This window comes from Streptomyces sp. NPDC057010, from assembly GCF_042673805.1.
Taxonomy (GTDB): domain Bacteria; phylum Actinomycetota; class Actinomycetes; order Streptomycetales; family Streptomycetaceae; genus Streptomyces.
The window spans coordinates 16492-29894 of the sequence record NZ_JBHUSC010000012.1 but is presented as its reverse complement, the minus strand read 5'-3'; the positions used below and the strand labels follow the sequence as shown (position 1 = coordinate 29894).

Here is a 13403-nt window from a genome sequence, read left to right as displayed (position 1 = left end):
CCAGCTGTTGTCGGGGGCTGAGGCTAGCGTGAGGACAGGCTGTCCGTGCGGGCAGGTGGGACCAGCGGTGGCGGGAGGCGTCATGAAGGCCGGACAGGCTGCGGTGCGCAAGTGGGAAGCGGTGCGGGAGTTCGCACGGGGGCTCCCGGAGGCGGTCGAGGACCACCCGTGGGGGCCCGAGGACTGCGTGGTGAAGGTCAACAAGAAGATCTTCGTCTTCCTGGGCGACGTGGACGGGGACCGGCCGCCGGGGCTGTCCGTGAAGCTCAAGGACGAGGCGCTGCACGGGCACGCGATGGCCGCGCCCGGCGCGGAGCCCACCGGATACGGCCTGGGCCGCTCCGGCTGGGTCTCGGTGCCGATGGGGGTGAAGGGGGCGCCGTCGCTCCAGGTGCTGTGCGAATGGGTGGAGGAGAGTTACCGGACGGTGGCCCTCAAACGGCACGTCAAGGAGCTGGACGCCCGCATCGCCGCAAACGGCTAAGCGCTTGCTCTTGTGCTGAGCGGGACACGTTCCTAGCATCACTGGTGTTACATCAGTTGTGTCACACCGTGTGCTCGACAACGCTGGGGGCTCGATGGCAGTGACAGGGAACGGCCCGCTCGCCGGGGTGCGCGTCGTCGAACTGGCGGGCATCGGCCCCGGCCCGTTCGCCGCCATGCTCCTCGCCGACCTGGGCGCCGACGTCGTACGGGTGGACCGGCCGGGCGGTGGCGGCCTCGCGGTCGATCCGGCCTACGACGTCACCAACCGGAACAAGCGCTCCGTGCTGGTCGACCTCAAGTCCGCCGACGGCCCCGCCCGGGTCCTCGACCTGGTCGAGCGCGCCGACGTCCTCATCGAGGGCTTCCGCCCCGGGGTCGCCGAGCGGCTCGGCGTCGGCCCGGCCGACTGCCACGCGCGCAACCCGCGGCTGGTCTACGGCCGGATGACCGGGTGGGGCCAGGAGGGCCCGCTCGCGCACACCGCCGGGCACGACATCGCGTACATCGCCCTCACCGGGGCGCTCGGCATGATCGGCAACCCGGGCGAGCCCCCCGCCGTGCCCGCCAACCTCGTCGGCGACTACGCGGGCGGCTCCCTGTACCTGGTGATCGGCGTCCTCGCCGCCCTCCAGCACGCCCGCACCCCCGGCGGCGCCGGGCAGGTCGTCGACGCGGCCATCGTCGACGGGACCGCCCACCTCACCGCGATGATCCACGGCATGGTGGCGGCCGGCGGCTGGCAGGACCGGCGCGGCGCCAACCTCCTCGACGGAGGCTGCCCCTTCTACGGCACCTACGAGACCTCCGACGGCGGGTACATGGCGGTCGGGGCGCTGGAGCAGCAGTTCTACGACACCTTCGTGGACCTCCTCGGCATCAAGGACGAGGCCCCGGCCCGCAAGGACCTCGCCCGCTGGGGCGAGCTGCGCGAGGCCGTGGCCGCGCGCTTCAAGTCCCGTACGCGCGAGGAGTGGACGGCGGTCTTCGAGGGCACCGACGCCTGCGTGGCGCCCGTGCTCTCGCTGCGCGAGGCCCCGCACCACCCCCACCTCGCCGCCCGCGGGACCTTCACCGACTTCGGCGGGATCACCCAGCCCGCCCCGGCTCCCCGCTTCTCCGCGACCCCGGTGGCGGTGACCTCCGGCCCCGCCCGGCCGGGGGCGGACACCGCGTCCGTGGCCGCCGACTGGGACGTACCGGCCCTGCTCGGCAAGGAGGCGTGATGGAGCTGTCGATGATGCTCGACTACGCCGGGGACCCGCGCCGGGCCGCCGACCAGGCCGCCGCGCTGGAAGCGGCCGGGCTCGACGCCGTGTGGGTCGCCGAGGCCTGGGGCTTCGACTCCCCGACGATCATGGGCTACCTCGCCGCCCGCACCGAGCGGATGAAGATCGGCTCGGCCATCCTCAACGTCTACTCGCGCACCCCCGGCCTCATCGCACAGACCGCCGCCGGCCTGGACGCGGTCTCGGGCGGCCGGGCGCTGCTCGGTCTCGGCGCCTCCGGCCCGCAGGTGGTGGAGGGCTGGCACGGGAAGCCGTACGACAAACCGCTCGGCCGAACCCGCGAGACCGTCGAACTGTGCCGCCGCATCTGGCGCCGCGAGACGATCGACCACCACGGCATCACCGACATGCCGCTGCCGCCCGAAAAGGGCGGCCGGCACGGCAAGCCGCTGAAGATCCTGACCCGGCCGGTCCGCGACACCGTCCCCGTCTACATCGCCTCGCTCGGCCCGGCCAACGTGCGGCTGACCGCCGAGATCGCCGACGGCTGGCTGCCCACCCTCTTCATCCCCGAGAAGGCCGGCGCGGTGTGGGGCGGCGCCCTCGCCGAGGGCGCGGGCAAGAGGCCCGCGGAGCTCGGCCCGCTGCAGACCGTGGCGGGCGGCCTGCTCGCCATCGGCGAGGACGCCGCCGCCGTACGGGACCTCGCGCGCCCGCAGATCGCCCTGTACGTCGGCGGCATGGGCGCGGTCGGCAAGAACTTCTACAACGACCTCGCCGTGGCCTACGGCTACGAGGAGGAAGCCCGCAGGATCCAGGAGCTGTACCTCTCCGGGCGCAAGCGCGACGCCGCGGCCGCCGTCCCGGACGAGTTCTGCGAGCTGATGACGCTGTGCGGGCCCGAAGGCTACGTGCGCGAGCGTGTCGAGGCCTTCCGCGAGGCCGGCGTCACCATGCTCAACGTCACGCCCGTCGGCGCCGACCCGGCCCGGCTGATCGAAACCGTCAAGAACTGGCTGTAGGGAGCCGACCGATGAAGCGCCAGATCTTCGACGCCGACCACGAGGCGTTCCGCGAGACCGTCCGCACCTTCCTGAACAAGGAGGTGCTGCCGCACTACGAGCAGTGGGAGAAGGACGGCATCGTCAGCCGCGAGGCCTGGCGGGCCGCCGGCCGGCAGGGGCTGCTCGGCCTCGCCGTCCCGGAGGAGTACGGGGGCGGCGGGAACACCGACTTCCGCTACGCCGCCGTGATCGCCGAGGAGTTCACCCGGGCCGGGGCCGCCGGACTCGCCATCGGCCTGCACAACGACATCATCGGCCCCTACCTGACCTCGCTGGCCACCGAGGAGCAGAAGCGCCGCTGGCTGCCCGGATTCTGCTCCGGGGAGACCGTCACCGCCATCGCGATGACCGAGCCCGGCGCGGGCTCCGACCTCCAGGGGATCCGGAGCACCGCCGAGGACCGCGGGGACCACTGGGTCCTCAACGGCTCCAAGACGTTCATCTCCAACGGCATCCTCGCCGACCTGGTGATCGTCGTCGCGAAGACCACGCCCGAGGGCGGGGCGCACGGCCTGTCGCTGCTGGTCGTCGAGCGCGGCATGGAGGGCTTCGAGCGCGGCCGCAACCTCGACAAGATCGGCCAGAAGGCGCAGGACACCGCGGAACTGTTCTTCCACGACGTACGCGTCCCCAAGGAGAACCTGCTCGGCGAGCTGAACGGCGCCTTCGTCCACCTGATGACCAACCTCGCGCAGGAGCGGATGGGCATCGCGATGGCCGGCATCGCCGCCGCCGAGTACCTGCTGGAGATCACCACCCAGTACGTCAAGGAGCGCGAGGCCTTCGGCCGGCCGCTGTCCCGGCTCCAGCACATCCGCTTCGAGATCGCCGAGATGGCCACCGAGTGCGCGGTCACCCGCACGTTCCTCGACCGCTGCATCACCGACCACTCCAACGGCGAACTGGACCACGTCCACGCCTCGATGGCCAAGTGGTGGGCCACCGAACTCCAGAAGCGCGTCGCCGACCGCTGCCTGCAACTGCACGGCGGATACGGATACATGACCGAATACCGGGTCGCGCGGGCCTTCACCGACGGCCGCATCCAGACCATCTACGGCGGCACGACCGAGATCATGAAAGAGATCATCGGACGTTCCCTGCTCGGCTAACTCCCCTCGAAAGGCTTGACCAGTGAGCACCGAAGCTTACGTATACGACGCGATCCGCACCCCGCGCGGCCGCGGCAAGGCCAACGGCGCCCTGCACGGCACGAAGCCGATCGACCTGGTCGTCGGCCTCATCCACGCCCTGCGCGAGCGCAACCCCGGCCTGGACCCGGCCGCCATCGACGACATCGTGCTCGGCGTCGTCGGCCCGGTCGGCGACCAGGGCTCCGACATCGCCCGCATCGCGGCCATCGCCGCCGGGCTGCCGGACACCGTGGCCGGCGTCCAGGAGAACCGCTTCTGCGCGTCGGGCCTGGAGGCCGTCAACCTGGCCGCCGCCAAGGTGCGCTCCGGCTGGGAGGACCTCGTCCTCGCGGGCGGCGTGGAGTCCATGTCCCGCGTCCCCATGGCCTCCGACGGCGGCGCCTGGTTCGCCGACCCGATGACCAACTGGGACACCGGCTTCGTCCCGCAGGGCATCGGCGCCGACCTGATCGCCACCATCGAGGGATTCTCCCGGCGCGATGTGGACGAGTACGCCGCCCTCTCCCAGGAGCGTGCCGCCACCGCCATCAAGGACGGCCGCTTCGCGCGGTCCGTCGTCCCGGTCACCGACCGCAACGGCCTGGTCGTCCTGGACCACGAGGAGTTCGTCCGCCCCGGCACGACGGCCGACACCCTCGCCAAGCTCAAGCCCTCCTTCGCCGACATCGGCGACCTCGGCGGATTCGACGCCGTCGCCCTGCAGAAGTACCACTGGATCGAGAAGATCGACCACGTCCACCACGCGGGCAACTCCTCCGGCATCGTCGACGGCTCCGCACTCGTCGCCATCGGCACCCGCGAGGCGGGCGAGCGGAACGGGCTGACACCGCGCGCCCGGATCGTCTCGGCCGCCGTCTCCGGCTCCGAGCCCACCATCATGCTCACCGGCCCCGCCCCCGCCACCCGCAAGGCCCTCGCCAAGGCCGGCCTGACCATCGACGACATCGACCTCATCGAGATGAACGAGGCCTTCGCAGGCGTCGTCCTGCGCTTCGTCAAGGACATGGGCGTCTCCCTGGACAAGGTCAACGTCAACGGCGGCGCCATCGCGCTCGGGCACCCGCTCGGCGCCACCGGCGCGATGCTGCTCGGCACCGTCATCGACGAACTGGAGCGCCAGGACAAGCGCTACGGGCTCGTCACCCTCTGCGTCGGCGGCGGCATGGGCGTAGCCACCATCGTCGAACGCCTGTAGCCGTGCGGCGCAGCGGAGGCCCCGGCCGCCGCGCAGCGCCCGAGCCGGGACGACCCCGGCCCCCTTCCGCCCGGCCCTGCCGAACCAGACTTCCACGGAGACCCACCCCATGACCGAGACCCGCACCATCCGCTGGGAACAGGACGAGACCGGCGTCGTCACCCTGGTCCTCGACGACCCCGGCCAGTCCGCCAACACCATGAACCAGGCCTTCAAGGACTCCATCGCGGCCATCGCCGACCGCGCCGAGGCCGAGAAGGACTCCATCCGCGGCATCATCTACACCTCCGCCAAGAAGACCTTCTTCGCGGGGGGTGACCTCAAGGACATGATCCGGCTCCGCCCCGAGGACGCCGGCCTCGCCTTCGACACCGGCACCGCCATCAAGCGCTCGCTGCGCCGCATCGAGACCCTCGGCGTGCCCGTGGTCGCCGCCATCAACGGTGCCGCCCTGGGCGGCGGGTACGAGATCTGCCTCGCCTCCCACCACCGCGTCGCCCTCGACGTGCCGGGCTCCAAGATCGGCCTGCCCGAGGTCACCCTCGGCCTGCTCCCGGCCGGCGGCGGCGTCACCCGCACCGTGCGCCTGATGGGCATCGCCGACGCCCTGCTGAAGGTGCTGCTCCAGGGGACCCAGTACAACCCCCGGCGCGCCCTGGAGAACGGCCTGGTCCACGAACTGGCCGCCACCCCCGAGGAGATGCTCGCCAAGGCCCGCGCCTTCATCGACGCGAACCCGCAGTCGCAGCAGCCGTGGGACGTCCCCGGCTACCGCATCCCCGGCGGGACCCCGTCGAACCCGAAGTTCGCCGCCAACCTCCCGGCCTTCCCCGCGAACCTCAAGAAGCAGCTGAACGGGGCCCCGTACCCGGCCCCGCGCAACATCCTGGCCTGCGCCGTCGAGGGATCCCAGGTGGACTTCGAGACCGCGCTGACCATCGAGGCCCGCTACTTCACCGAGCTGGTCACCGGGCAGACCGCCAAGAACATGATCCAGGCGTTCTTCTTCGACCTCCAGGCCGTCAACGCGGGCCGCAGCCGCCCCCGGGGCGTCGAGCCCCGCACGGTCCGCAAGGTCGCGGTGCTCGGCGCCGGGATGATGGGCGCGGGCATCGCCTACTCCTGCGCCCGCGCGGGCATCGAGGTGGTCCTCAAGGACGTCTCCGCCGAAGCCGCAGCCAAGGGCAAGGCGTACTCGCAGAAGCTGCTCGACAAGGCCGTCTCCCGCGGCCGTACGACCGAGGCCCAGCGCGAGGAGCTGCTCGCCCGGATCACGCCGACCGCCGACGCGGCCGACCTGGCGGGCTGCGACGCCGTCATCGAGGCCGTCTTCGAGGACACGGCCCTCAAGCACAAGGTGTTCCAGGAGGTCCAGGGCGTCATCGAGCCCGACGCGCTGCTCTGCTCCAACACCTCCACCCTGCCCATCTCCGGTCTGGCGGAGGGGGTTTCGCGCCCCGCCGACTTCATCGGCCTGCACTTCTTCTCGCCCGTCGACAAGATGCCGCTGGTCGAGATCATCAAGGGCGCGCAGACCGGCGACGAGGCCATCGCCCGCGCCTTCGACCTGGTCCGCCAGATCAACAAGACCCCGATCGTGGTCAACGACTCGCGCGGCTTCTTCACCTCGCGCGTCATCGGCCAGTTCATCAACGAGGGCGTGGCCATGGTCGGCGAGGGCATCGAGCCCGCCTCCATCGAGCAGGCCGCGGCGCAGGCCGGGTACCCGGCCAAGGTGCTCTCCCTGATGGACGAGCTGACCCTCACCCTCCCGCGCAAGATCCGCAACGAGACGCGCAAGGCCTTCGAGGCCGAGGGCCGGGCGTGGGCCGAGCACCCCGCCGACTACGTCATCGACCGCATGGTCGACGAGTTCGGCCGTCCGGGCCGCAGCGGCGGGGCCGGCTTCTACGAGTACGACGAGAGCGGCAAGCGCGCCCGCATCTGGCCGGGCCTGCGCGAGCACTTCGCCAAGCCGGACGCCGACATCCCCTTCGAGGACATGAAGGAGCGGATGCTCTTCTCCGAGGCCCTGGACACCGTCCGCTGCCTCGACGAGGGCGTGCTGACCTCGATCGCCGACGCGAACATCGGCTCCATCATGGGCATCGGCTTCCCGGCCTGGACCGGCGGTGTGATCCAGTACATCAACGGCTACGAGGGCGGCCTGTCCGGCTTCGTAGCCCGCGCCCGGGAGCTCGCCGACACCTACGGCGAGCGCTTCACCCCGCCCGCCTCCCTGGTGGCGAAGGCCGAGCGGGGCGAGACCTACAGCGACTGACGACGGGGCGGGGAGGCCGGCCGGCCTCCCCGCCTCCCCCGTTCTCAGGGCAGCGTCCAGAACTGCCGTGTCACGAGGTAGAAGACGACCACCCAGAACGCCAGCGCCGCGAAGACCAGGCCGAGGCCGACGAGGTTGGTCCGCGCGGCCGGTTCGTCCGGCGGGGGCCACAGCCACCGCTTGAGCAGCCGGTTCACGTAGTACGGCATCGTGAAGAAGGTCATGGCGAGGCTCGACAGCAGGTTGCCCACGAGCAGTCCGAGCCAGATCGGCAGCTTCAGCGGCGACAGGGCGAGCGCCAGCAGCACGACGGTCGGGTACAGGCCGACCCAGACGGCGATGGCGGTCTTGGTGTCCGAGGGCGGCGGTGCCTCCCTGCCGTTCTCCTCGAAGGCGAACCAGCTGCCGAACGAGTTGTCGATCGTACGCAGTTTGAAGTCGTTGAACTTCTCCCCTTCGGCGAGGATCTCCCGCCGTTTCGCCGACGTCAGCCAGGCATCGAGGTGTTCGGCGTTGTCGTAGCGGTACAGGGTGGTCCACTCGTCCTGGAGGCCCTCGATGGGACGGAAGAGCTCGGTCCCGCGGAACCCGTCGAACTTGCCCTCCTCCTCGCTCATGCGGCGCTGCCAGGCGAGGAAGTCCTCGACCTGGTCCGGGTGGACACGGTGGGTCACCACCACGGTCACGAGCGGGTCCGTCGGCTGGGTGCCGCCGCTGATCACCTGCTGGGTCGCGGGACCGTCGAAGAGCTCCTCACCGATGTCGAGCAGCCTCTGCCGGGTCGCGCCGTTGATCCACGCCTGCAGATGGGCCACCGAGTCGAAGCGGTAGACGACGACCCAGTCGGGCTGCAGCTCCGTCGGCGGGGACACCTCGGCGCCCAGGTGCCCGGCGTAGCGGGCGGCGGCGGCGTTGACGCCCTCCTGCCACTTCTCGTACTGCCGCTCCATGCCGGGGCGGACCCTGCGGCCGATGATGACGGTGGCCGCCGCCTCCGCCCGCTCCTCGGTGGTCATCGTCTCGGGCCCGTCGCCGCCGACCGGCTCTCACTCAGCCGGCTGTAGATCCTTTCCGGCGTGAGGGGCAGCTCGCGGTAGCGGACGCCGGTGGCATCGCGGAGCGCGTTCGCCAGCGCGGGGGCCACCGGGTTGATGCAGCATTCCGCCATCCCCTTCGAGTGCATGGCCCCGACGGAGTCGGACGAACCCACCAGGAGCAGCTCGGTGCGGGGGACGTCGGCGTAGGTGGGGATCCGGTAGTTGCGCAGGTTCGGGTTGACCATGGCGCCGTCCGCGTCGATCAGGTAGTTCTCCGTCAGCGCGAATCCGACGCCCTGGGCGACCCCGCCGTCCACCTGTCCCCGGACCTGCTCCGGGTTGATGAGCACACCGGCGTCGGCGGCATGGACGCTGTGCAGGATGCGGATCTCACCCGTGACCTGGTGGACGGCGATGCGGAAGCCCTGGGTGTTGGAGGTGACGCTGCGCGGCGAGCCGTAGGCCTTGCGGGCGGCGGTGAAGCGGATGCCGCGGGCCCGGGCCAGCGCGACCAGTTCGGCCAGCGGGACGCGCTCGTCCCCGCAGACGACGTCCTCGTCGTCCATCGAGCACATCACGGGGTGGACGCCCGTGTGCGCGGCGGCGAACTCCAGGATGCGGTCGCGCACCGCGTTGGCGGCGCGGAGCACCGCGTTGCCCGCCACGAAGAGGCCCGCGCTGGCGAAGGCGCCCGTGTCGAACCCCGTGCGGTCGGTGTCGGACTGCACCAGGCGGATCCGGGACGGGGTCGTACCCAGCTGGTTGGCCGCGATCTGGACGTGCGCCGTCGAGGTGCCCTCCCCGAATTCGACGGTGCCGACGGCAAGTTCGTACACGAGGTCGTCGCCGAGGGTGATCCAGGCCTCCGATATGTGCTCGGTGGGGGGCGCCGTCTCGTGCAGGGAACTCGCGACACCGACCCCGACGAGCCACCCCGGGCCGGGGGAGGGCTGATCGGCCGTACGGGCCAGGGCGCCGGCCACCAGGTCGATGCACTTGGCGAGTCCGTCCTCGTTGAACATCACGTCGTCGGGGCCCTCGTGCATGGCGACGAGCGGATCGCCCGGGCGCACGATGTTGCGGCGGCGCAGATCGAGCGGATCCATGTGCAGGGCGAGGGCCAGCTCGTCCATCGCGCACTCCACGGCGAAGGCCGGCTGGGTCATCCCGTAGCCGCGCAGCGCGCCGCTCGGAACGGTGTTGGTGTAGACGGAGTAGGCGTCGTACCGCTTGTTGGGGCAGCGGTAGATCATGACGGCGGCCCCGCCCGCGAAGAGCGTCTCGCCGCCGTGGTTGCCGTAGGCGCCGGTGTTGGACATGTTGCGGACCTGGAAGGCCGTGAGCGTGCCGTCCGCCTTCGCGCCGAGTTTGACCGTCAGTTTCATCGGGTGCCGCGGCGAAGCCGTTGTGAACTCCTCCTCGCGCGTGTACTCGAGGCAGACGGGACGCCCGGTGTCCAGGGCCGCGAGTGCGACCAGGTCCTCCGCGATGACCTCCTGCTTGCCGCCGAACCCACCGCCGACGCGCTTGCAGAACACGCGGAGCTGGTCGGGGCGGAGCGCGAACAGGTACTCCAGTTTGACCTTGGCGATCGACGGGGACTGCGAACTGGTGCGCACGTTCAGCCGGCCGCCCTCCATCCAGGCGATCGAGCCGTGGGTCTCCAGGTGCGCGTGCTGCACGCGCGGTGAGACGTACGTGCCCTCGTGGATCACGTCGGCCGCGGCGAAGCCCGCGTCCACGTCGCCGATGTCGGAGTGGATCTCCAGCAGGAGGTTGTGGACGGAGTCGCGGACGAACGGGTCCTCCGAGCCGTGCAGTTGCGGTGCCCCGTCGGCCATGGCCTCCTCGGGGTCGAAGACCGCCGGCAGCACCTCGTACTCGACGGCCAGCTTGCGGCAGCCCTCCTCGGCCGCCCCGACCGTGTCGGCGAGGACGACGGCGACGCGCTGGCCCACGAAGCGGACCGTGTCGTCGAGGATGTAGGTGTCGTCCGGATCGACCAGGTGGTCGGTGTGGATCGCCGTGGTGAACCGCCTGCGCGGCACGTCCTGCCAGGTGTAGACGCGGTGCACGCCGGGGACCGCGAGGGCGGCGGTCTTGTCGATCGACAGGATCCGGGCGTGCGCGTGGGGCGAGTGCAGCACCTTGAGGTGCAGCATGCCCTCCATGCGGGTGTCCATCGTGAACTCGGCGCGGCCGGTCACCACTTCCTCGGCCGCCGGCGCGCCGACGCTCGTCCCGACGGCCTTGCCCGGCGCCGCGGTCTGCACGCCGGTGACGCCCCGCACGGCGTCCTCGATCGACCGGTAGCCGGTGCAGCGGCACAGGTTGCCCTTCAGCGCCCTCGGCAGGTCGGCCTTCTGCTCCTCGGTGAACGTCGCCGAGGTCATGATCATCCCCGCGGTGCAGAAGCCGCACTGGAACCCGGGGGCGTCACGGAACTGCCGCTGCACCGGATGCAGGTCGCCGGGTGTGCCGAGCCCTTCGATGGTGGTCACCTCGCGGCCGTCCGCGCGGAACGCGGGGGTGATGCAGCTGTGCACGGGCCGGCCGTCCAGCCACACCGTGCAGGCGCCGCAGTCGCCGGCGTCGCAGCCCTTCTTGACGCCGAAGTGGCCGAGCGCCCGCAGGAACGTGCGCAGGCACTGGCCGGGGGCGGGTTCCTCGGCGAAGCTCTCGCCGTTCACGGTGTACGTCATGCCGCACTCCCCTCCATGAGTTCGCGGCGGATCTCCTCGGCGAAGTGCTCCGTCAGGTGCCGGCGGTGGTCCGGGGTCCCGTTGGGGTCGGCGAACCAGACGTCGGCGGGGATGGCGTCGATGCTCTGCCGCAGGGTGGCGGCATCGGGCATGGAGTCGAAGGCGAACCGCACCGGCCGTGTGGTGCCGGCGGTGACGGTGAGCAGCAGGTTGCTGGTGCCGGGCGTGTGCGTACCGATGAGGAACACGGTCGAACGGCCGAGGTGGGTCAGGGTGAAGCGGCGGTGCGCGGCGCGTTTGCCCAGGGCGTGCGCCGGAACGTCGATGCGGCGCAGCAGCTCCCCGGGCGCGAGGACGTTGCGGTTGTTCCCGGTCACGAAGTCGAGGGCGTCCACGGTGCGCACCGACCCGTCGGGGGCCCACAGCTCGTAGCGTGCCTCCAGCGCCACCGTGAGCGTGATCATCGGTCCGGCCGGGAGGGACATGCAGATGTTTCCGCCGACGGTCGCCGCGTTCCAGACCTTGAAGGAGGACAGGAACGCCTCGCAGGAGGTCCTGATGAGGGGGCCGGCGGTCCACTCCGCCGGCGGTGCGAAGGCGTACAGGTCGCGGATGGTGCAGGTGGCACCGATCTCCAGGCCGGCGTCGCCCGGGACGAGGGATTCCCAGGGCAGGGCCGTCAGGTCGACCAGGCGGCGCAGGTGCGGCTGCTCCGCGGAGAACAGCCACGTGCCGCCCGCGAGCCAGGCGTCGCCCTCCCGCCAGTCCGTGCCGGGACGCTCGGACGGCAGCCGGACGACTTCGGTGATGGTGTTGAGGTCCACGGGAATCGATCTCCCTCACGACGGTGAGCGTGAACTGACCGAGGCAGGACCGGCGGGCGCGGAGATTCCTTTCCAGCGTACTCAGGCCGGGCCGGCCCCGCTCGGCAGGACCGGCCCGGTGCCCGTGCGCCTGTCAGAGCGTGTTCAGGTCCACGGCGTCGGCCATCGCCTTGTAGCCGGCGTCCTTGAGGTGGAGGTGGTCCATCTCCAGCACGTACTCCTCCTTGATGGCATCGCCGGCCGGGTCGGAGCCGTCCGCGAGGACCCGGTCGAAGTCGGCGACGCCGTCGTACGCGCCGCTCGTGCGGATCCAGGTGTTGACGGCGATCCGCACGTCGTCGGAGGCCTTGTTCCAGGCGGGGAAGCCCCGGTACGGCGGGATGGTGGCGCCGACGACCCTGACCCCGCGGGTGTGGGCCTCGCGGATGAGCTGCAGGTGACCGGCGATGATCTGCTCGGCGGTCACCCGGGGGCTGCCCGCCGTGCAGTGGTCGGCGGGCACGTCGGGCTGCACGATGTCGTTCGTGCCCTCGAGGACGATCACCGTGCGTACGTCGGGACGGCCGAGGGCGTCGCGCCGGAACCGGGAGAGGGCACTCTCGCCGAAGCACTCCGAGCCGGTCAGCACCTTGTTGCCGCCGATGCCCGCGTTGAGCACGGGACGGGCGGCGCCGCTCTCCGCGAGGCGCTCGGCGAGCAGGTCCGGGTAGCGGCGGTTGGCGCCCGGGGTCGAGCCGAAACCGTCGGTGAGGGAGTCTCCGAAGGTCACCACGGCCCCGCGTTCGCCGCCGCGGCCGCGGTCGCGGTCGCGGTTCTTCACGTCGACACCGGCCAGGTAGTACCAGGACCAGCTGCGGTCGGTGAACGCGTCCCCCGCCGCGTCGCGCCGGTGGTCCCCGGCCGCCCGGTAACTCGTGGTCATGGCGACGTTGTGGAAGGTGGCCGGACCGGTGGGCCCCTGGAACCAGAAGGTGACGGTGAGTTCCTCGAACGCCCGGACGGGCAGGGCGACCGGGTCGCTCGACAGCTCCCCGCCCGCCGGGACGGTCACGCCGCCCGACCCCCGGAACGTCAGCGTGCGCACCGTGTCCTGCTGTACGGCCGCGCCCCCGGCGCTCCTGGCGACCGTCGCGCCGGTGAGCCGCAGCGGCGTCTTCCCGTAGGCGTTGGTCAGCCGGATCCGCACCTCCGAGCCCTCCGCGCCGACGCGGACCACCTGGCGTACGGACTGGTCGGCGAAGCCCTGCTCGGACCAGTTGGGGTACCAGGAGGTGTGGGCGGGAGCCTGCGGGGAGGAGGCCCAGGCACTGTGCCAGGGGGAGCCGTACGCGCCGGCGGGCGAGGCGGCGGTCACGGCCAGCAGGGCGGCGGCGAGCGGGGCGGCGAGAGCGATCTTCTTGGTGTCCATGCCTCCTTGACCCGCCCCGGCGGGCA

The 13403-nt window shown here is 71.5% G+C and carries 10 protein-coding genes; 6 read left to right on the top strand and 4 right to left on the bottom strand.

From position 1 onward, the window contains the following. Positions 1 to 82: 82 nt before the first annotated feature. The 6 genes from ACFTXQ_RS14380 (at position 83) to ACFTXQ_RS14355 (ending at position 7406) form a co-directional block, all read left to right on the top strand. Entirely contained in the window at positions 83 to 484 is a 402-nt protein-coding gene (locus ACFTXQ_RS14380; protein WP_382640203.1) for an MmcQ/YjbR family DNA-binding protein, read from the top strand. Positions 485 to 578: 94 nt separating this feature from the next. Further along, entirely contained in the window at positions 579 to 1709 is a 1131-nt protein-coding gene (locus ACFTXQ_RS14375) for a CaiB/BaiF CoA transferase family protein (RefSeq protein ID WP_382640200.1), read from the top strand. Next, positions 1709 to 2734 (top strand): LLM class F420-dependent oxidoreductase, encoded by a 1026-nt coding sequence (locus ACFTXQ_RS14370; RefSeq protein ID WP_382640197.1) that lies wholly within the window; start codon positions 1709 to 1711, stop codon positions 2732 to 2734. The genes ACFTXQ_RS14375 and ACFTXQ_RS14370 overlap by 1 nt, the downstream gene beginning before the upstream one ends. Positions 2735 to 2745: 11 nt before the next feature. Continuing rightward, positions 2746 to 3888, top strand: coding sequence for an acyl-CoA dehydrogenase family protein (locus tag ACFTXQ_RS14365; protein WP_382640194.1), 1143 nt, complete (start codon positions 2746 to 2748; stop codon positions 3886 to 3888). A 22-nt stretch (positions 3889 to 3910) separates the two neighbouring features. Continuing rightward, positions 3911 to 5125, top strand: coding sequence for an acetyl-CoA C-acetyltransferase (locus tag ACFTXQ_RS14360; RefSeq protein ID WP_382640191.1), 1215 nt, complete (start codon positions 3911 to 3913; stop codon positions 5123 to 5125). Between the two features lie 109 nt (positions 5126 to 5234). Continuing rightward, entirely contained in the window at positions 5235 to 7406 is a 2172-nt protein-coding gene (locus ACFTXQ_RS14355) for a 3-hydroxyacyl-CoA dehydrogenase NAD-binding domain-containing protein (protein ID WP_382640188.1), read from the top strand. A gap of 44 nt (positions 7407 to 7450) precedes the next feature. Here the strand turns inward: ACFTXQ_RS14355 and ACFTXQ_RS14350 are convergent, their stop codons facing one another. The 4 genes from ACFTXQ_RS14350 to ACFTXQ_RS14335 all read right to left on the bottom strand — a co-directional run bounded on the left by ACFTXQ_RS14350 (position 7451) and on the right by ACFTXQ_RS14335 (position 13377). Further along, on the bottom strand, positions 7451 to 8422 hold the full coding sequence (locus ACFTXQ_RS14350; RefSeq protein ID WP_382640185.1) for an antibiotic biosynthesis monooxygenase: 972 nt from the start codon (positions 8420 to 8422) through the stop codon (positions 7451 to 7453). Then, positions 8419 to 11145 carry a molybdopterin-dependent oxidoreductase gene (locus ACFTXQ_RS14345; protein WP_382640182.1) on the bottom strand — a complete coding sequence of 909 codons (2727 nt, stop codon included), beginning with the start codon at positions 11143 to 11145 and terminating at the stop codon, positions 8419 to 8421. The genes ACFTXQ_RS14350 and ACFTXQ_RS14345 overlap by 4 nt, the downstream gene beginning before the upstream one ends. Continuing rightward, on the bottom strand, positions 11142 to 11969 hold the full coding sequence (locus tag ACFTXQ_RS14340) for an FAD binding domain-containing protein (RefSeq protein WP_382640179.1): 828 nt from the start codon (positions 11967 to 11969) through the stop codon (positions 11142 to 11144). Before ACFTXQ_RS14340 ends, ACFTXQ_RS14345 begins: the two co-directional genes overlap by 4 nt. Before the next feature lie 133 nt (positions 11970 to 12102). Beyond that, the gene (locus tag ACFTXQ_RS14335) at positions 12103 to 13377 is read right to left on the bottom strand and encodes an SGNH/GDSL hydrolase family protein (RefSeq protein WP_382640176.1); all 1275 of its coding nucleotides are present in this window, start codon (positions 13375 to 13377) and stop codon (positions 12103 to 12105) included. Positions 13378 to 13403 lie beyond the last annotated feature (26 nt).

Coding starts and splice junctions, on each gene's coding strand:
- ACFTXQ_RS14375 (WP_382640200.1), top strand. CDS start 579: ATGGCAGTGACAGGGAACGGCCCGCTCGCCGGGGTGCGCGTCGTCGAA.
- ACFTXQ_RS14350 (WP_382640185.1), bottom strand. CDS start 8,422: ATGACCACCGAGGAGCGGGCGGAGGCGGCGGCCACCGTCATCATCGGC.
- ACFTXQ_RS14370 (WP_382640197.1), top strand. CDS start 1,709: ATGGAGCTGTCGATGATGCTCGACTACGCCGGGGACCCGCGCCGGGCC.
- ACFTXQ_RS14335 (WP_382640176.1), bottom strand. CDS start 13,377: ATGGACACCAAGAAGATCGCTCTCGCCGCCCCGCTCGCCGCCGCCCTG.
- ACFTXQ_RS14345 (WP_382640182.1), bottom strand. CDS start 11,145: ATGACGTACACCGTGAACGGCGAGAGCTTCGCCGAGGAACCCGCCCCC.
- ACFTXQ_RS14380 (WP_382640203.1), top strand. CDS start 83: ATGAAGGCCGGACAGGCTGCGGTGCGCAAGTGGGAAGCGGTGCGGGAG.
- ACFTXQ_RS14365 (WP_382640194.1), top strand. CDS start 2,746: ATGAAGCGCCAGATCTTCGACGCCGACCACGAGGCGTTCCGCGAGACC.
- ACFTXQ_RS14355 (WP_382640188.1), top strand. CDS start 5,235: ATGACCGAGACCCGCACCATCCGCTGGGAACAGGACGAGACCGGCGTC.